At 48.4% G+C, this 16,112-nt stretch carries 19 protein-coding genes; 17 read left to right on the top strand and 2 right to left on the bottom strand.

Annotated features, from left to right (window positions below):
* Positions 1 to 315 precede the first annotated feature (315 nt).
* Positions 316 to 963 (top strand): helix-turn-helix domain-containing protein, encoded by a 648-nt coding sequence (locus ACN0R8_RS01975; protein ID WP_417594547.1) that lies wholly within the window; start codon positions 316 to 318, stop codon positions 961 to 963.
* Positions 964 to 1,147: 184 nt separating this feature from the next.
* Positions 1,148 to 2,275, top strand: coding sequence for a glycine cleavage system aminomethyltransferase GcvT (gene gcvT, locus ACN0R8_RS01970; RefSeq protein ID WP_417594545.1), 1,128 nt, complete (start codon positions 1,148 to 1,150; stop codon positions 2,273 to 2,275).
* Positions 2,276 to 2,278: 3 nt separating this feature from the next.
* Here the strand turns inward: gcvT and ACN0R8_RS01965 are convergent, their stop codons facing one another.
* Both ACN0R8_RS01965 and ACN0R8_RS01960 read right to left on the bottom strand, forming a co-directional pair.
* Positions 2,279 to 2,731: an Rrf2 family transcriptional regulator gene (locus ACN0R8_RS01965; RefSeq protein ID WP_417594543.1), complete on the bottom strand. Its 453-nt coding sequence runs from the start codon at positions 2,729 to 2,731 to the stop codon at positions 2,279 to 2,281.
* 95 nt (positions 2,732 to 2,826) lie between these two features.
* Positions 2,827 to 3,243 (bottom strand): hemerythrin domain-containing protein, encoded by a 417-nt coding sequence (locus ACN0R8_RS01960; RefSeq protein WP_417594541.1) that lies wholly within the window; start codon positions 3,241 to 3,243, stop codon positions 2,827 to 2,829.
* A gap of 98 nt (positions 3,244 to 3,341) precedes the next feature.
* Between ACN0R8_RS01960 and ACN0R8_RS01955 the strand changes: the two genes are divergently transcribed.
* From ACN0R8_RS01955 to ybgF, 15 genes are all read left to right on the top strand, one after another.
* Positions 3,342 to 3,545, top strand: a complete 204-nt coding sequence (locus ACN0R8_RS01955; RefSeq protein WP_417594539.1) for a hypothetical protein — start codon at positions 3,342 to 3,344, stop codon at positions 3,543 to 3,545.
* 137 nt (positions 3,546 to 3,682) lie between these two features.
* The gene (locus ACN0R8_RS01950; RefSeq protein WP_417594537.1) at positions 3,683 to 4,594 is read left to right on the top strand and encodes a LysR family transcriptional regulator; all 912 of its coding nucleotides are present in this window, start codon (positions 3,683 to 3,685) and stop codon (positions 4,592 to 4,594) included.
* A 339-nt stretch (positions 4,595 to 4,933) separates the two neighbouring features.
* A complete protein-coding gene (gene aspS / locus ACN0R8_RS01945; protein WP_417594535.1) occupies positions 4,934 to 6,709 on the top strand; it encodes an aspartate--tRNA ligase in 1,776 nt (591 codons plus the stop codon).
* A gap of 182 nt (positions 6,710 to 6,891) precedes the next feature.
* Positions 6,892 to 7,638 (top strand): YebC/PmpR family DNA-binding transcriptional regulator, encoded by a 747-nt coding sequence (locus ACN0R8_RS01940; RefSeq protein ID WP_417594533.1) that lies wholly within the window; start codon positions 6,892 to 6,894, stop codon positions 7,636 to 7,638.
* 74 nt (positions 7,639 to 7,712) lie between these two features.
* A complete protein-coding gene (gene ruvC / locus ACN0R8_RS01935) occupies positions 7,713 to 8,249 on the top strand; it encodes a crossover junction endodeoxyribonuclease RuvC (RefSeq protein WP_417594531.1) in 537 nt (178 codons plus the stop codon).
* A 6-nt stretch (positions 8,250 to 8,255) separates the two neighbouring features.
* Complete coding sequence (locus tag ACN0R8_RS01930) at positions 8,256 to 8,951, top strand: trimeric intracellular cation channel family protein (protein ID WP_417594529.1); 696 nt, start codon at positions 8,256 to 8,258, stop codon at positions 8,949 to 8,951.
* 23 nt (positions 8,952 to 8,974) lie between these two features.
* Complete coding sequence (gene ruvA, locus ACN0R8_RS01925; protein WP_417594527.1) at positions 8,975 to 9,592, top strand: Holliday junction branch migration protein RuvA; 618 nt, start codon at positions 8,975 to 8,977, stop codon at positions 9,590 to 9,592.
* A gap of 45 nt (positions 9,593 to 9,637) precedes the next feature.
* Positions 9,638 to 10,645, top strand: a complete 1,008-nt coding sequence (gene ruvB / locus ACN0R8_RS01920; RefSeq protein ID WP_417594525.1) for a Holliday junction branch migration DNA helicase RuvB — start codon at positions 9,638 to 9,640, stop codon at positions 10,643 to 10,645.
* A 32-nt stretch (positions 10,646 to 10,677) separates the two neighbouring features.
* Positions 10,678 to 11,130 carry a tol-pal system-associated acyl-CoA thioesterase gene (ybgC, locus tag ACN0R8_RS01915; protein ID WP_417594523.1) on the top strand — a complete coding sequence of 151 codons (453 nt, stop codon included), beginning with the start codon at positions 10,678 to 10,680 and terminating at the stop codon, positions 11,128 to 11,130.
* A gap of 168 nt (positions 11,131 to 11,298) precedes the next feature.
* On the top strand, positions 11,299 to 11,982 hold the full coding sequence (gene tolQ / locus ACN0R8_RS01910) for a protein TolQ (protein ID WP_417594521.1): 684 nt from the start codon (positions 11,299 to 11,301) through the stop codon (positions 11,980 to 11,982).
* 2 nt (positions 11,983 to 11,984) lie between these two features.
* Positions 11,985 to 12,419, top strand: coding sequence for a protein TolR (tolR, locus tag ACN0R8_RS01905; protein WP_417594519.1), 435 nt, complete (start codon positions 11,985 to 11,987; stop codon positions 12,417 to 12,419).
* Complete coding sequence (gene tolA / locus ACN0R8_RS01900; RefSeq protein ID WP_417594517.1) at positions 12,416 to 13,375, top strand: cell envelope integrity protein TolA; 960 nt, start codon at positions 12,416 to 12,418, stop codon at positions 13,373 to 13,375. Before tolR ends, tolA begins: the two co-directional genes overlap by 4 nt.
* Positions 13,375 to 14,682: a Tol-Pal system beta propeller repeat protein TolB gene (tolB, locus tag ACN0R8_RS01895; protein WP_417594515.1), complete on the top strand. Its 1,308-nt coding sequence runs from the start codon at positions 13,375 to 13,377 to the stop codon at positions 14,680 to 14,682. The genes tolA and tolB overlap by 1 nt, the downstream gene beginning before the upstream one ends.
* A 49-nt stretch (positions 14,683 to 14,731) precedes the next feature.
* Positions 14,732 to 15,295, top strand: coding sequence for a peptidoglycan-associated lipoprotein Pal (pal, locus tag ACN0R8_RS01890; RefSeq protein WP_417594513.1), 564 nt, complete (start codon positions 14,732 to 14,734; stop codon positions 15,293 to 15,295).
* A 17-nt stretch (positions 15,296 to 15,312) separates the two neighbouring features.
* Positions 15,313 to 16,062 (top strand): tol-pal system protein YbgF, encoded by a 750-nt coding sequence (ybgF, locus tag ACN0R8_RS01885; RefSeq protein ID WP_417594511.1) that lies wholly within the window; start codon positions 15,313 to 15,315, stop codon positions 16,060 to 16,062.
* Positions 16,063 to 16,112: the final 50 nt, after the last annotated feature.

Raw genomic sequence — 16,112 nt, 5'->3', positions numbered from 1 at the left:
TTTTGTTGTTCTTGTTTTTGTTCAGATGTCTGGAGCAAAAAATGTTCTCCTGAACTCTTAGGCTGATTCTGTCCCAAGAGTTACATACCTAAAGCCTTTAGTTAACCTAGTCTGGCGGGCGTCAGATTATCAAATTGGCTTAAGGCAGTGCAATAAAAATTTCCAATTGGAAACAAGGGTTTCTTCATGGGGGAATTGCTCTCTGCTTGCTTTAAAAGGGCAAAGCCCTTGTGTAACATGCTTTATCTGTTGTGCTGTTATGACTGAGCTGTTGCTGCCGGTTGTGACTGCAGGAAAACCATATAGGGAATTACAATGCCAGAAGAACCGCATTTTCTGATCGAAGAAAAACAGCGTGAAGAAAAGATCCGGGTTGCCCGCGCTGAAGCCAATGCGGAGTCTTATGTTGAGCCTTTGGAGTTAGGCAAGCGGGTGCGTGAGATTCGGTTAAGTCAGAGCCTGACCCTTGAGGAGGCCAGTAAATTGACCGGGTTGGCCCGTTCTACGCTATCAAAGATAGAAAATGACCAGATCTCGCCGACCTTTTCTGTAGTGACAAAACTCGCCAAAGGGCTGGGGATCGATATGCCGCAGCTCTTTACCCGACCGAAAGAAGCTGTGGCTGCCACAGGGCGTCGGGATATTACCCGTTTGGGTGAGGGTAAACCACACCCAACGCCGACTTATGAGCATGAGTTGCTCAGTACTCAACTGACCAATAAGAAGATGATTCCCTACCGTACGGTGGTGCGTGCCAGATCGATTGATGAGTATCCTGAGTGGGTGCGGCATGAGGGGGAGGAGCTGCTTTACGTTTTGTCGGGTTCTGTGTTGCTCTATACAGAGTTTTACGAGCCGATTGAGTTGATGGAGGGGGATTCTGCCTACTACGATTGCGCTATGGGGCACTCTTTGGTTTCCACCAGCGCTGATGATGCGGTTGTGCTTTGGGTGACAGCCTGATCGCTGCTTTGATAGGGCATAATCTTTTCTTGCATCAGGTTTTCTATTTCGTTAGCTTTGTTTCCAATAGGAAACAATGATTGGGTTGGTTGTTATAATCAGCTGCCCACAACTTCCCTTTGGACTGCAGCTTGAAAATAGTTTGATCTGTTCAGAGGTTTTTGTCTTTGAAACGAGGTTTACGATGACGGACGCGCAGGGTGCTCTGAAAAAAACTCCTTTATTTGGTCTTCATAATGAATTGGGTGCTCGTATGGTGCCTTTTGCGGGCTTCGAGATGCCGGTTCAGTATCCACTGGGTGTTAAAAAAGAGCACATCCATACCCGTGAGAAGGCAGGTCTGTTTGATGTGTCTCATATGGGACAGGTGAAGCTTTTTGGTGCAAATGCAGCTAAAGCGCTGGAGACCCTGGTTCCTGTGGATATTATCGATCTGCCCGTGGGCAAGCAGCGTTATGCGCTGTTCACCAACGAGCAGGGCGGTGTTATGGATGATCTCATGGTGACCAATCATGGCGATTATATCTACGTTGTGGTTAATGCCGCCTGTAAAGAGCAGGATATTGCCCATATGCGTGCCAACCTGGGCGATGATGTTGAACTGGAAGTGATGGAGAATGCGGCGCTGGTGGCTCTGCAGGGCCCTACGGCGGCAGCTGTTATGGCGCGTTTTGCACCGGATACTACGGATATGGTGTTTATGGATGCCCGTGCCGTTAACGTCGATGGTGTTGAGTGTCTGGTGTCCCGCTCCGGTTACACCGGTGAAGACGGTTTTGAAATCTCTATCCCGTCAGCAGAAGCTGAGCGTATCTGCCGTCTGCTGTTGAATGAGTCGGAGGTGGAAGCGATTGGTCTGGGTGCTCGCGACTCTCTGCGCCTGGAGGCAGGTCTCTGTTTGTACGGCCACGATATCGACACCACGACCACGCCTCTGGAGGCAAGTCTGATCTGGGCGATCTCTAAAATTCGTCGCGCAGATGGTGAGCGTGCCGGTGGTTTCCCCGGCGCTGATATTATTTTGGGTCAGATTGCGAACAAAGATTGGACCCGTAAGCGTGTGGGGCTGGTTGCAGAGGGGCGTGCGCCGGTTCGAGAGGGTGCGGAGCTGTTTGATGCTGATGACAACAAGATAGGTGTTGTGACCAGTGGCACCTTTGGCCCGACCGCTGAGAAACCGGTGGCTATGGGATATGTGGCCACTGAGTTCTCTGCACTGGATACTCAGGTTTTTGCCAGCGTGCGTGGTAAAAAGTTACCCATGACGGTTGTGAAAATGCCATTGGTCGAACAGCGTTATTATAGGGGTTAGGGATTAAGCGCCAAGATTAGAATCTGGGCGATCTATAAAAAGTAAGGGAGCAAGTTCATTCTGGTTGATCATCATATCGGCAAGGGTGAACTGCTTCATGCTGGCGATAAAGGCTTGCATGGCGTCTTTTAAGGCGTGGCGCAGCTTGCAGCAAGGGGTTAGCTGGCAGGCTGGAGAGGCGCAGTCAACACCGTCTAAATGGTTTTCTAGCTGCTCTATCACTTCTCCAATATTGATCTCTTCCGGCGGCTTTGCTAGATGAATGCCGCCATTTTTCCCGCGTAACGCATGGATATAGCCGAGCTTTCGTAGTTGGCCGACAACTTTTACCAAATGGTTTTGCGATACATTATAAACCTTAGAGACTTCCTGCACGTTTGTTAGTGTCTCCGGCGGTAAACTGGCCAGGTAGATCAGTGTGCGTAAGCCGAAGTCGGTAAAGGTGGTGATGCGCATTGAGGATATCCTACGTCTCTATGTCGGGTCTTTATACTTTATAAGTTTCTTTATACTTTAATAAGTTTGGTTATTTATGGGTATTTCAGTGCGTTTTATAAGCGCTTCAGTGCTTGGGCGTGATGTTGCTCTAGCCATGGAAAAAGTGTTCGCTCTTCAAATCTTACATGCTGAATAAGCCGATCCGCAAAAGCAGTAATCCGCCGTGTGGCTTCTTGCGCTGAGCTAACGTCGATATTGATAAGTTGTGCGTCGGATTGCAAACAATGTAGAAGAAAAGCATGGTCTGACTCAAATTCTTGTTTTAGCTCTCCTTCAAGCAAAGCGCCAAAACGCTCCTCCTCTTCCGTAAAGTGCGGCAGCAGCTCCTGTAGAAAAAGATGTCGATTATTTTGCCAAAGAGTGATGGTCGACTGACTATCGGCTTGGGCGGCTGTTTTTAACTTTTTACCGATCACTAAAGCACCGTGATGTTCTTGGCTTAAGTTAATTAAAGCTGGGTGGCGTTTCATCGCATTGGCTCCGTTTGATGTTTATAATTTGCATTTGATTTACCTATTATATGTGCTTTAATTTGCATATCAAATGCAAATTAAGACAGGGGTGTATCATGATTGTCTGGAGTCCTGGTGAAATAGCGGTGTTTTCTGCAGTGGGCTTAATGATCGTGTTAAAACTATGGACAGTATGGCATGTGTCGATTAAGGCTAAAGCAAACCGAGAGGGAAAAATGATTTTTCTGGGTTTAATCGGTGGGCTGGCGTTATTCGGTATCGGCGCTAAGGTTTATATCGGTAGTATGATGGCGCTTTAATGGTCTGCTTTACGGGGGATGAAGGGTTATTTGCCGGTATTTGTTATTTTTTTGATAATAAACTTCGGTAACGGTTGAATTGTAGGTCGAAATTGAATCCAATAGCTCTCCCTGATCGGAGGCCTTAGCGTTAAAACATGCACAATATAGAAACAAAGTGGCTGGAAGACTTTCTGGCGTTGGCGAAAACCCAGAGTTTTTCCCAGGCTGCCCGTTTGCGCCATGTTACCCAGCCCGCCTTCAGTCGCCGTATTAAGACCTTGGAGCAGTCTGTTGGGGCGCAGCTTTTCGAACGTGATGTTCAACCGGTTCGGCTGAGTGATGCAGGGCAGCAGTTTCTGCCTACTGCGCGTAAGGTTCTGGCTCAATTGCAGGCTGCGGTGCGCCAGCTATCCCCTTCCGGCGGCTATCTTCCCCGAATTAACTTCTGCGCCGCCCATGCGCTCACCTTTACTCTGATGCCGGAGTTGGTGCGCTGGATTCGTCAGCAGGAAAGTGGCTTTATGGTGCGGACAGAGGCGGCCAATGTCGATGTTGGTCTGAATGCTCTGCGCAAAGGCGAGTGTGATTTTTTATTGGCATTTCATGACCCTCAGTCTTGGATTCGTCTTGATGAAACGCTTTTTCCTCATTGTCAGCTGGGATGGACGCGCCTTATGCCGGTGTGTAAGGCAACACGGCATGGTCAGGCGATCTATCGGTTAGGGGTGGATCAGGATGTGCCTTATCTGGCTTATACTTCGGAAGCGATGTTGGGTCAGGCTGTCCGGGAACGTCTGCGCTCTCAATTGGGTGACTTGAGCCTGAAAAAGGTATACGAAACGGCAATGGCTCAGGGGTTGAAACAGATGGTTCTGGCCGGAGAGGGGGTTGCCTGGCTACCGGAGGTCGCCATACAGCAGGAGCTTGAGTCGGGCGCCATTGTGCCTTGTGGCGCTGAGCAATGGGTTATTCCGTTGGCGATCTGCCTGTATCGTTCAGTCAGTGATGAAAAACCCATGGTGGATCGTTTATGGCAGTTGATTGGTGAGCGTTACGGTGCGGTCTGATCTGCATCGGAGATAGGTGCCTTGGGTGTAAGTCTCTGCTGATATTGTGCCCATGAATCCGCTATATTTCTGTTTTCACGTACTTTTTCCTGCCAATTTAGTTTAATTGTTTCTGATGGGCGGTGGAGTTGGTGCGGGGTCGGGTATATAATACTTCGCCTTATATGGCCGACAGAAATTTATACTGGGCTGATAAAGAATTAAGTTGGCGCTGGCAACCTACAATATGTGTTGCGGGCGCATTCGGCGTTCTGCCGCTAATGAATCATGGTTGCGGACTCGGCTTTTACTCTGAGTTCGCAGCTATAAAAGAGTACAACCGGAAAACAGGACATAATTATGCGCAGCCATTATTGCGGCGAACTGAATGAATCCCATATCGGCGAAACAGTCACACTTTGTGGTTGGGTTCACCGTCGTCGTGACCACGGTGGGGTTATTTTCTTAGATCTGCGTGATCGTGATGGTTTGACTCAGGTGGTTGTTGACCCTGATACAGTAGATGCTTTTGCTGCTGCGGATAAGAGCCGCAGTGAGTATGTATTGAAAATTGAAGGTCTGGTGCGTGCACGTCCTGAAGGCACGACCAATGCGAATATGCCAACCGGTATGATCGAAGTACTGGGTAAAGATGTTGAAGTGCTTAACACATCTGAAACCCCGCCATTCCCTTTGGATGAGCACGTTAAAGTGGGTGAGGACGTACGTCTGAAATACCGCTATGTTGACCTGCGTCGCCCGGAGATGCTGGAAAAACTGCGTTTCCGTTCCCGCATGACGCACACCATCCGCAATTATCTGGATGAGAAGGGCTTCCTGGACATTGAAACACCGATCCTGACCCGTGCTACCCCTGAAGGCGCTCGTGATTATCTTGTGCCAAGCCGTACCCACGCCGGCAGCTTCTTTGCTTTGCCTCAGTCGCCTCAGCTGTTCAAACAGCTGCTGATGGTATCCGGCATGGATCGCTACTACCAGATTGCTAAATGCTTCCGTGACGAAGATCTGCGTGCAGACCGTCAGCCTGAGTTTACTCAGATTGATATCGAAGCCTCTTTTGTAACCGATGAAGAGATCATGGGTCTGGCTGAAGGCATGACTCAGAAACTGTTCAAAGAAGTCCTGGATGTTGATCTGGGTGAATTCCCGCGTATGCCGTTTTCAGAAGCGATGCACCGCTTTGGTAGCGACAAGCCAGATCTGCGTATTCCACTGGAAATGGTGGATATGGGCGATTTGATGGCGCAGGTTGACTTCAAAGTATTCTCTGGTCCGGCAACTGATCCTAAAGGCCGTGTGGCTGCTCTGCGTGTTCCCGGTGGTGCGTCTCTGTCTCGCAAGCAGATTGATGAATACACTAAGTTCGTGGGTATTTATGGTGCCCGTGGTCTGGCGTGGATCAAGGTTAATGATCGCAAGGCGGGTCTGGAAGGTCTGCAGTCTCCGATCGTTAAGTTTATGGAAAATGTGATCGATGATGTGCTGGATCGTGTTGATGCACAGGATGGCGATATCATCTTCTTTGGCGCGGACACTGCTAAAGTTGTTAATGAAGCGATCGGTGCGCTGCGCTGTAAGCTGGGTGAAGATCTTGATCTTTACACTTGCCAGTGGGCACCGTTGTGGGTTGTTGACTTCCCTATGTTCGAAGAGAACAGCGATGGTTCTCTGTCTGCACTGCACCACCCGTTCACCTCTCCGGCATGCTCCGCTGAAGAGTTGGCAGCGAACCCAGCTGACGCTCTGTCTGTGGCCTATGATATGGTTCTGAATGGTACTGAACTGGGTGGTGGTTCCATTCGTATCCATGATCAGAAAATGCAGGAAGCGGTATTTGATGTGTTGGGTATCAGTGAAGAAGAGCAGCAGGAGAAATTTGGCTTCCTGCTGGATGCACTGAAATTCGGTGCGCCACCACATGGTGGTCTGGCCTTTGGCCTGGATCGTCTGGTGATGCTGATGACAGGAACTCAGTCGATCCGTGAAGTGATCGCCTTCCCTAAAACTCAGAGTGCAGGTTGTGTGATGACGGCAGCTCCGGGTGAAGTTAGCGCGGAGCAGTTGAAAGAACTGAATATCCGCCTACGTCAGAAAATTGTACCGACGGAAGAGTAATATCTATCGTTTGTAGTAATGTTGAGCATCAGCACTTTTAGTGCTGAGTTGCTCAATTGTGATGGGCATCAGATTTTCTCTGATGCCCATTTTAGTTTTAGTGTCTTTATTTAATAGCAATACAGCTGCGATTAAATAAAGAAAGGACTTTGAAATAACTCAGATATAAACGGGAGTTTGGAATGGCTGGCCACAGTAAATGGGCAAACATTAAACACCGGAAAGCTGCACAGGATGCGAAGCGCGGCAAAATTTTCACTAAACTGATCCGGGAGCTGACGGTTGCTGCTCGTCAGGGCGGTCCTTTGCCGGAAGATAATCCACGTTTGCGTGCCGCAATGGATAAGGCATTGAGTGCCAATATGACCCGTGACACCATTGATCGCGCTGTTGCTCGTGGTGCAGGGGATGCCGATAGCGATAATGTAGAAGAGATGACCTACGAAGGCTATGGGCCGGGTGGTGTTGCTCTCTTGGTTGAGTGTATGTCCGATAATAAAAACCGGACTGTAGCTGAGGTGCGCCACGCATTTTCCAAGCGTGGCGGTAACTTGGGTACAGATGGCTCTGTTGCTTATTTGTTTGAGAAAAAAGGACAGATCTATTTTGAAGCTGATGCTGATGAGGACGCCATTATGGAGGCTGCTCTTGAAGCAGGAGCAGAAGATGTTGTGACTCATGATGACGGGTCTATTGAGGTTACAACGGACTGGACAGAGTTCAACGTCGTTAAAGAAGCGCTGGCTGAGGCTGGTCTTGAAGCTGCTGGCGGCGAAGTGACCATGGTGCCCTCAACTACGGCACCGATGGACAAGGACGGGGCTGAGAAAATTCTGGCGCTGATCGAGCACCTGGAAGATCTTGATGATGTTCAGAACGTCTACAGCAATGCAGATATTCCGGCTGATGTCATGGAACAGCTAAGCTAGGATCTATCGACTGCTGTTGTCAGCGGTGTTTCCCCGTCTGATCTTATTCAGGCGGGTTTATTTTAAGGACAGTTATGGCCATCATCCTGGGTATTGATCCTGGTAGTCGTAAGACCGGTTATGGGATTATCCGTATGCAGGGACATCGCATGCACTATATCGGCAGTGGTTTTATCAGAATCACAGGCGATACACTGGCGGATAAACTCCAGCAGGTGTATGCCGGTGTATCAGAGGTTATTGCTCAGTATCAACCAACCCAGTTTGCTATTGAGCAGGTGTTTATGGCAAAAAATGCCGACTCAGCACTCAAGTTGGGGCAGGCACGTGGTGTTGCTATTGTCGCCGCTGCTAACGTTGGTTTACCCGTGAGCGAATATGCGGCCCGTCTGGTGAAGCAGGCAGTGGCCGGAACAGGAGCGGCAACCAAAGAGCAGGTACAGCAGATGGTTGCGGCAATACTGAAACTTTCCGATCTTCCTCAATCCGATGCCGCCGACGCACTGGCTATCGCGATCTGTCACGCCAATTCAAATCTCGGTTTGGTTGCAGGTGCCGGAAAACGCGGTGGCCGTCGTAGCAGTAGCTGGCGTCAGTTTCACGCGGAGTAATGCAGCATGATGCTGTTTAATATCCCTTTTATTTTTTATCTCGATATTTTTGGCACCATTGTGTTCGCCATAACGGGCGTACTGGCCGCCAGTGAAAAACGACTGGATCTTTTTGGTGTTGTTGTTGTGGGTATGGTCACGGCCATTGGTGGTGGAACTATCCGGGATCTGGTTCTTGGGCGCACCCCTGTATTCTGGGTAATTGAGACGCTTTATATTTGGATCATTGTAGGTACAACGGTTGCTACCTTTATTGCAGCAAGATTCCATCCTTTTCCCCATCGTACACTGCAGGTCTCGGATGCCATCGGTCTCGGTGTGTTCACTGTTATCGGGGCTCAGGTGGCGTTGAATATTGGTCATCCGCCTGTTATTGCTGTGATGATGGGGGTGATGACCGGGGTTTTTGGTGGCGTTATCCGGGATGTGCTAACTGATGAAATTCCTATGATTTTTCAGAAAGAGATCTATGCCACTGCGGCTATGGTTGGGGCGGTTGTGTTTGTCAATATGCGCTGGTATCTGCCTTCGGGCATGGAGTCGATCAGTGCATTGATTGCAATGACAATTGTTATTGGCCTACGCCTTGCTGCAATTTACTGGAATCTGCAGTTGCCTGTATTTCTGCTGTCTTATAAAACTGCAGCTGAGAAGCGGCGGCAACGAGAGCAGCGTAAATCAAGAGCCTCCGGTGGGCATTAAGCTAATTTTTTCAGGACTGAGTGATGATCGGACGATTAAAAGGGCTTCTGGCCGAAAAAAGACCGCCGCAGCTGTTGATCGATGTGAATGGTGTTGGCTATGAGGTGGAAGCACCTATGAGCACCTTCTATCGGCTGCCTGCTTTGGGTGAACCTGTTACGTTGTTTACCCATTTTGTTGTCCGGGAAGATGCCCAGCTGCTTTATGGCTTTTCTGATCGCAATGAACGGCGCTTATTCCGGGATCTGATCAAAGTAAATGGTGTAGGGCCTAAACTTGCCCTGACTATTCTTTCCGGGATTGAGGCGTCTCAGTTTGTGCGTTGCGTTAATGAGGGCGATACCAATGCGCTGGTGAAGTTACCGGGTGTTGGTAAGAAAACCGCTGAACGTTTGCTGATTGAGATGAAAGACCGCCTGAAGGACTGGGCTGTTGATCCTGATGTGTTTGAACTGACCGCTCCGGATTCCGGTGAATCATCAACACAGCCTGAGGTGGTGGATGGTCGTGAGGAGGCAGAGCAGGCCTTAATTGCATTGGGCTATAAACCTGCTCAAGCCAGTAAGGCGGTTAATGGTGTCTTTACACCAGGAATGGGTACTGAAGCGCTGATTCGGGCTGCTTTAAAAGGTATGATTTAATATACAGTATCTGATTATTTTTATTGAGCAGCGATAGGCATCCTGATGATAGAAGCAGACCGGTTAGTTTCCGCCATAAACCGAGAACCTGACGAGCACCATGATCGGGCGATGCGGCCTCAGTATCTGCAGGATTATGTTGGGCAGCCTGTGGTTCGGGAACAGATGGAGATCTTTATCTCCGCTGCCCGAAATCGTGAAGATGCGCTGGATCATACTCTGGTCTTTGGCCCACCGGGTTTAGGCAAGACGACACTGGCTAATATTATTGCCAGTGAGATGGGGGTTGCGATCAAGAGTACTTCCGGACCGGTTCTAGAAAAGGCGGGTGATATTGCCGCATTACTGACCAATCTGGAAGAAGGGGATGTGCTCTTTATTGATGAGATCCATCGGCTGAGCCCGGCCGTAGAAGAAGTACTTTATCCGGCAATGGAGGATTATCAGCTGGATATTATGATTGGTGAGGGCCCCGCAGCCCGATCCATTAAAATTGACCTGCCAGCGTTTACTCTGGTAGGCGCAACCACAAGAGCTGGGCTATTGACTTCGCCTCTGAGGGATCGTTTTGGTATCGTTCAGCGGCTTGAGTTTTATAGTGTTGAGGATCTCAGTTCTATCGTCAAGCGCTCAGGGGAGTTGATGCAGATCGATATTGAGCCACACGGTGCTTTGGAAGTTGCCAAAAGGTCGAGAGGTACGCCCCGCATCGCTAACCGTTTGTTACGACGGGTTCGGGATTTTGCTCAGGTGAAGGCTGATGGTGTGATCAGTGGTGATATAGCGGATCAGGCCTTGAATATGCTCAATGTTGATACTCATGGCTTCGACCATATGGACCGTCGCTTGCTGTTGACCATGATTGAGAAGTTCGGAGGCGGGCCGGTAGGAGTGGATAACCTGTCAGCTGCCATCGGCGAGGAGCGAGACACAATTGAGGATGTGCTTGAACCTTTTCTGATTCAGCAGGGCTTTATGATGCGCACACCAAGAGGTCGTATGGTAACACCTCAAGCTTATCTTCACTTTGGCATCTCACGTCCTGAGAATTAATGTCGTAACGATTAGATGTTAGGGTTACTTTAATGTCAGAAACATACCAAAGGAATGATTTTCCGTTTAATTGGCCAATCCGTATTTATTATGAAGATACTGATACGGGAGGTGTTGTTTATTATGCCAACTACCTGAAGTTTTATGAGCGGGCACGTACAGAAGCGCTACGTTCTATCGGGTTTCAGCAGGAAGCATTGAAAAATGATGAGAATCTTCTGTTTGTTGTTGCCGGTGTCCAGGTGGATTATAAGCGCCCAGCTGTGCTGGATGATGAGCTGATGGTCTTGGTCAGAATTGACAAAATTGCTCGTAGCTATTTGGTTTTTGAGCAAAAAATTGTTAAAAAGATGGATGAAAATGAAATTGTACTGAATACTGCAACTGTAAAAGTTGCTTGTGTTCAGGGCGACAGCTACCGGCCAAAAGCTTTACCTGAAGCAGTTCTGAGCCGTTTGGGATCTTTGGCTGGCCATAGACCTTAACAATAAAGTAGGGCACTGTGAATGTTGATTGGAAATGACAGCTTTTCAGATAGGAACTTTTTCTGTCACACTTGTCTGAACAGATTGAAAAAAAAGTATTTTTTTATTTATAACAATATCTTGGCCATTTAGTATCCGATTCTTGTTTTTAGATTAAAAGGGGCGCATGTGGACGATAAGCTTTCTCTGCTGGGATTAATAATTAATGCCAGTGTGGTTGTTCAGTTAGTAATGGCCAGTTTGGTTTTGGCTTCTGTTCTTTCCTGGATGTTTATCCTGCAACGTGCGGCCGTCATAGGAAATGCGAAGAAAAGCATGGAGGAGTTCGAGGATCGCTTTTGGTCTGGCATGGATCTTTCCCAGCTTTATCTTGAGGTTTCGCAGGAGTCAAATGGCTCTGGGGCTGAGAATATCTTTCGGGCTGGTTTTAAAGAGTTTTCCCGGTTAAGTCAGAAAGGGCCTGTTGACTCAGATGCGTTACTCGAAGGTGTTCAGCGCGCGATGCGCGTTGCTCTGGCCCGTGAAGAGGAGCGCCTCAGTGAGAATTTACCCTTTCTTGCAACGGTAGGCTCAACCAGCCCTTATATCGGTCTGTTTGGAACTGTATGGGGGATTATGAACTCTTTCCGTGACTTAGCTCATGTTCAGCAGGCTACTCTTGCCGTTGTCGCGCCATCGATCTCTGAAGCTCTGATTGCAACGGCTATGGGTTTGTTTGCAGCGATTCCGGCTGTAATTGCCTACAACCGTTACTCGACAAAAACTGAGTTGTTGATGGTGCGTTACGAAACTTTTGCTGATGAGTTCTCCAGTATTCTTCATCGTAATGTTCACAATCAGAATGCAGGCTGATTATGTCAGGATATCGCTACCGTAAACCTAAAAAGCTGGTTGCTGAAATCAATGTCGTTCCCTATATCGATGTGATGTTAGTGTTACTGGTGATTTTTATGGTGACCGCTCCCGTTCTGACTCAGGGCGTAAAGGTGGAGTTGCCGGAAGCCGTTTCGGCACCTCTGGATGTTAGTGAAGATGATCTGCCTTTGATTGTTGCCGTAAAGAAGTCAGGTGAGTATGTCCTAGAGCTTGGGCCGGATAAAGAGCAGGCGATTAAGCCTGCAGATCTTTCACTTAAGGTTGGCAAAATCACACGGCAAAACCCTGATGTTCAGGTGTTGGTTCGTGGCGATAAAAACGTGGAATACGGGGCTGTTGTTCAATTAATGAGCGTATTGCAGCAGGCCGGTGCACGAAATATTGGTTTATTATCACAGCCGCCAGAGAAATGAGACCTGATACTAAAGTACAAGGCGGTGGCCTGCTGTTTCCTTTTTTGATCGCTGTTGGCTGTCATCTTCTGGGGGGCTGGTTGTTGTGGTTTGGCTGGCATCAGGCCAGCATAATATCAGAGCAGCGAATGCCGAAGATTCGCCCGGATGCTGTTATTTCTGCTGTAGCTGTTCAGCAGGACCCTATTGAAGCGCTTCGTCAGAAGCAGCAGGCAGAGGCGGCAGCTAAAGCTCGGGCAAACCGTGAACGTCAGAAGCAGAAAGAGGCTCAGCGTAAAGCTGAAGCTCGTAAGCAGGCATTGATCCGACAGCGTGAGAAAGAAGCCGAGCAAAAAGAGCGTGAGCGCCAGAAGGCTATAGCCAAGCGTGAAGCTGAACGTATCGCCGCTGAAAAAGCGAAGCGTGAGGCTGAGCTCAAGCGGCAGAAGCTTCAGGCTGAAGAGGCTCGTAAAGCGGAAGAGGCTCGTAAAGCGGAAGAAATACGAAAGCAGAAGGAGCTTCGGGAGCGGGAGGCACAGCTTCTTGCTGCTCAGGCGCGTAAAGAGGCTCTGGAAGCGGCGGAAGCTGAGCGTAAGCGTCAGGAGTCAATTGACGTGGAGAAGCAATCATTGCAGTCAGCCCTTGATCAGGAAGAAGCATTCCTTTCTCAGCTTGAGGATCAGGAGCAACTGGCGTCGATGCAGATGCTGATTAAAAACTATGTTGAGCAGAGTTGGTCACGGCCGCCAACAGCACGAAAGGGGATGCAGGCAATTTTGACCATTGAGCTCCTACCTACGGGCGAAGTAAAGTCGGTTAATGTAATTGAAGCCAGTGGTGATAGTGCTTTTGATCGGTCTGCTGAGCAAGCTGTCTACCGTGCTGGCCCGTTCAGAGAGTTACAGGATCTTAAACCGCATCAAAAAGATACATTCAGGTCGTTCAATCTGGTGTTTAAACCTGAGGATATTCAGTAATGCATTTGAATAAATGGCTTAAAGCTGTTGCTTTTACTTTGCTATGCGTCACCCAGCAGGCAGTTGCTGACCTGACGATTGAGATTACACAGGGGAATGATAGAGCGACCCCTGTGGCTGTTGTGCCCTTCGCGTGGCTTGGGCAAAGCGCGTTGACTGAAGATGTAGCTCAGATTATTTCTGATGATCTTGAGCGTAGCGGTCTTATTAAGCCCTTATCCCGATCAGATATGCTTAGTCTTCCCAGCCAGAAAAGTGACATCTACTTCCGTGACTGGTCTTTGTTGAAGCAGGACTATTTATTAGTTGGCCAGGTTAAGCCTTCTGTATCCCCTGGGGTGCTGACAATTCAGTTTGAGCTTTACGATGTTGTTCGTCAGACCAGGGTATTAGGCGAAGTGATTTCTGGTAAGCCCAGTGAACTCCGCTCCCGAGCACACTACATCAGTGATAAGGTTTTTGAGCACCTTACGGGTATTGCCGGAGCGTTTTCTACGCGACTGGCGTATGTCACAGTTCGCAAAGACGCAAGCGGACAGAACAAGTATGAGCTTAAAGTTTCAGATGCCGATGGCCGGCGGGAAAAGTCTATCCTGACAACGTACAAACCTATATTGTCGCCGTCATGGTCACCGGATGCCCAGCACCTGGCTTATGTGTCTTATGAAACCGGGCGCCCAGCTGTTTTTATTCAAAATGTTTATTCTGGGAAGCGTCGCCAGTTAACGGCCTTTAAAGGATTGAACGGTGCTCCTGCATGGTCTCCTGATGGTAATAAGTTGGCAGTTGTTTTATCAAAAGATGGCAACCCTGAGCTTTACCAGATTGACCTGACTAACTATAAAATGAAACGTATTACAAACCACTATGGGATTGATACGGAGCCGGAATGGTCTCCTGATGGGAGTAAGCTTCTGTTTACCTCTTCCCGCAGTGGTGGGCCACAGATTTACCAGCTTGATTTGGTATCAGGTGAGACTGAACGACTGACATTTGAAGGGAATTATAATGCCAGGGCGCGTTATGCACCGGATGGTACTGAAATCTACTTTGTGCATCAAAAGGAAGGAATATTTCATATTGCTGCACAAGAGTTGGCAAATAACCGTTTGAGAATATTAACTCAGACGCCATTAGATGAGTCTCCCAGTGTTTCTCCTAATGGAAGTATGTTAATTTATGCGACGCAGGAAGGATCTAGGGGGTATCTGGGGGCTGTATCTGTTAATGGTCAGATTCGTTATCGTCTTCCGTCCCAACGAGCCGATGTTCGTGAACCCACGTGGTCGCCTTTTTTAACGAATTAACTTTTCGATTTTAACTATAAAATAAGTCCGATCTCTTCAGGAGCCTGATATGGAATTTAAAAAATACAGCAAGACTTTGTTTTTTGGTGCAACTCTGGCCGTGCTGGCTGGTTGTGGTGGTAACGCTGCAACTCAGGAGCAAGGTTCTGACTCTGCGTCCGATGGCCAGGTTCAACCGGTTGTTACCAGTGACGGCTCAAATACAGATTCTTCTGTAAATGGCGAGCAAATGGGCCAAGACACTCAGGGCATGCAAGACCAGGCTGCAGATGCCATGGCAGCAATGCCTGAGGTTGAGACGGTTTACTTTGGTTTTGATACGTCAGCAATTCGTGATGATTCACGTGAAGTTCTGGATCTGCACGTAGCTTACCTGAATGCAAACCCTATGCAGAACGTTGTTCTGGAAGGTCATGCTGATGAGCGCGGTACTCGTGAGTATAATAATGCACTGGGCGAACGTCGTGGCAATGCTGTAAAAAGCTACTTCATGGTTCAGGGTGTTAGCGCTGACCGTATTGAAGTCATCAGCTACGGTGAAGAGAAGCCAGCAGTTATCGGTCATAACAACGCTGCTTGGTCTAAAAACCGTCGTGTAGAAATTAAATACTAAGCTAAGGCGGATTCTGGATGCATATTCCTTTCCGTAATGCTTTAAGGATGCTGCCAATTTTGGCAGCATCACACTCTCTTCAGGCAGCGACTCTGACTGATGCTTCAACACCTGTCCTCGGGGCTGAAGTTTCATCAGCAACATCGGGTCAGCATGCTGCTAATGCCCAGCTTTTACTTCAGATTCAGCAGTTGCAGCAAGAGATGCAGATGCTGAGGAATGTTGTTGAACGGCAGCAAAAAGCAATTGTTCAGCTGCAGAAAGATGGGCGTGATCGTTATCTTGATGCTGACCGCCGTTTGACGGACCTTTCGCAGCAGTTGTCTGATGTAAAAACCCAGAAAGCACCTGCCAGCTCTTCTGATCAGGGTAGTGAGTTGCCCGTTGTCAGTGGTACAGCAAAAGAAGCCTATCAGGCGGCTTATGCGCTGGTTAAACAGCAAAAATTTGATCAGGCTATTACAGCTTATCAGGGATTTATCAAGAACTACCCTGATTCCAGCTTATTGCCTAATGCTTATTACTGGTTAGGTGAGCTCTATATGGTCAAGAACCTGACCCAGGAAGCTGAACGTGTTTTCAGAACGGTTGTTGAGACTTATCCAGAAAGCCGCAAGGTGCCGGATGCCAGCTATAAGCTGGGGCTTGTTTTTTCTCGCTACGGGCAGATAGATAAAGCTAAAGCTCAAATGAATGAAGTAAAAAGTAAGTTTCCTAAGACGACTGCATCTAAGCTTGCTGATCAGTTTTTGGATACCCAGAAGTAATGCTCTGATTGAGTGATAGTTTAAATACAGTCTGTACAGATAGGCGGCGC

It is taken from the genome of Oceanospirillum sp., assembly GCF_048265165.1.
In the GTDB taxonomy this organism is placed as follows: Bacteria; Pseudomonadota; Gammaproteobacteria; order Pseudomonadales; family Halomonadaceae; genus Oceanospirillum.
This window is presented reverse-complemented; position numbering and strand designations above follow the sequence as displayed.

Excerpts from the sequence above, each read along its gene's own strand:
- ACN0R8_RS01930 (WP_417594529.1), top strand. The coding sequence starts at position 8,256 with ATGATGCTGTTTAATATCCCTTTTATTTTTTATCTCGATATTTTTGGC.
- gcvT (WP_417594545.1), top strand. The coding sequence starts at position 1,148 with ATGACGGACGCGCAGGGTGCTCTGAAAAAAACTCCTTTATTTGGTCTT.
- ybgC (WP_417594523.1), top strand. The coding sequence starts at position 10,678 with ATGTCAGAAACATACCAAAGGAATGATTTTCCGTTTAATTGGCCAATC.
- ACN0R8_RS01940 (WP_417594533.1), top strand. The coding sequence starts at position 6,892 with ATGGCTGGCCACAGTAAATGGGCAAACATTAAACACCGGAAAGCTGCA.
- tolB (WP_417594515.1), top strand. The coding sequence starts at position 13,375 with ATGCATTTGAATAAATGGCTTAAAGCTGTTGCTTTTACTTTGCTATGC.
- ruvC (WP_417594531.1), top strand. The coding sequence starts at position 7,713 with ATGGCCATCATCCTGGGTATTGATCCTGGTAGTCGTAAGACCGGTTAT.
- ruvA (WP_417594527.1), top strand. The coding sequence starts at position 8,975 with ATGATCGGACGATTAAAAGGGCTTCTGGCCGAAAAAAGACCGCCGCAG.
- ybgF (WP_417594511.1), top strand. The coding sequence starts at position 15,313 with ATGCATATTCCTTTCCGTAATGCTTTAAGGATGCTGCCAATTTTGGCA.
- ACN0R8_RS01960 (WP_417594541.1), bottom strand. The coding sequence starts at position 3,243 with ATGAAACGCCACCCAGCTTTAATTAACTTAAGCCAAGAACATCACGGT.
- ruvB (WP_417594525.1), top strand. The coding sequence starts at position 9,638 with ATGATAGAAGCAGACCGGTTAGTTTCCGCCATAAACCGAGAACCTGAC.
- pal (WP_417594513.1), top strand. The coding sequence starts at position 14,732 with ATGGAATTTAAAAAATACAGCAAGACTTTGTTTTTTGGTGCAACTCTG.
- tolR (WP_417594519.1), top strand. The coding sequence starts at position 11,985 with ATGTCAGGATATCGCTACCGTAAACCTAAAAAGCTGGTTGCTGAAATC.
- ACN0R8_RS01975 (WP_417594547.1), top strand. The coding sequence starts at position 316 with ATGCCAGAAGAACCGCATTTTCTGATCGAAGAAAAACAGCGTGAAGAA.
- ACN0R8_RS01955 (WP_417594539.1), top strand. The coding sequence starts at position 3,342 with ATGATTGTCTGGAGTCCTGGTGAAATAGCGGTGTTTTCTGCAGTGGGC.
- tolA (WP_417594517.1), top strand. The coding sequence starts at position 12,416 with ATGAGACCTGATACTAAAGTACAAGGCGGTGGCCTGCTGTTTCCTTTT.
- aspS (WP_417594535.1), top strand. The coding sequence starts at position 4,934 with ATGCGCAGCCATTATTGCGGCGAACTGAATGAATCCCATATCGGCGAA.
- ACN0R8_RS01950 (WP_417594537.1), top strand. The coding sequence starts at position 3,683 with ATGCACAATATAGAAACAAAGTGGCTGGAAGACTTTCTGGCGTTGGCG.
- ACN0R8_RS01965 (WP_417594543.1), bottom strand. The coding sequence starts at position 2,731 with ATGCGCATCACCACCTTTACCGACTTCGGCTTACGCACACTGATCTAC.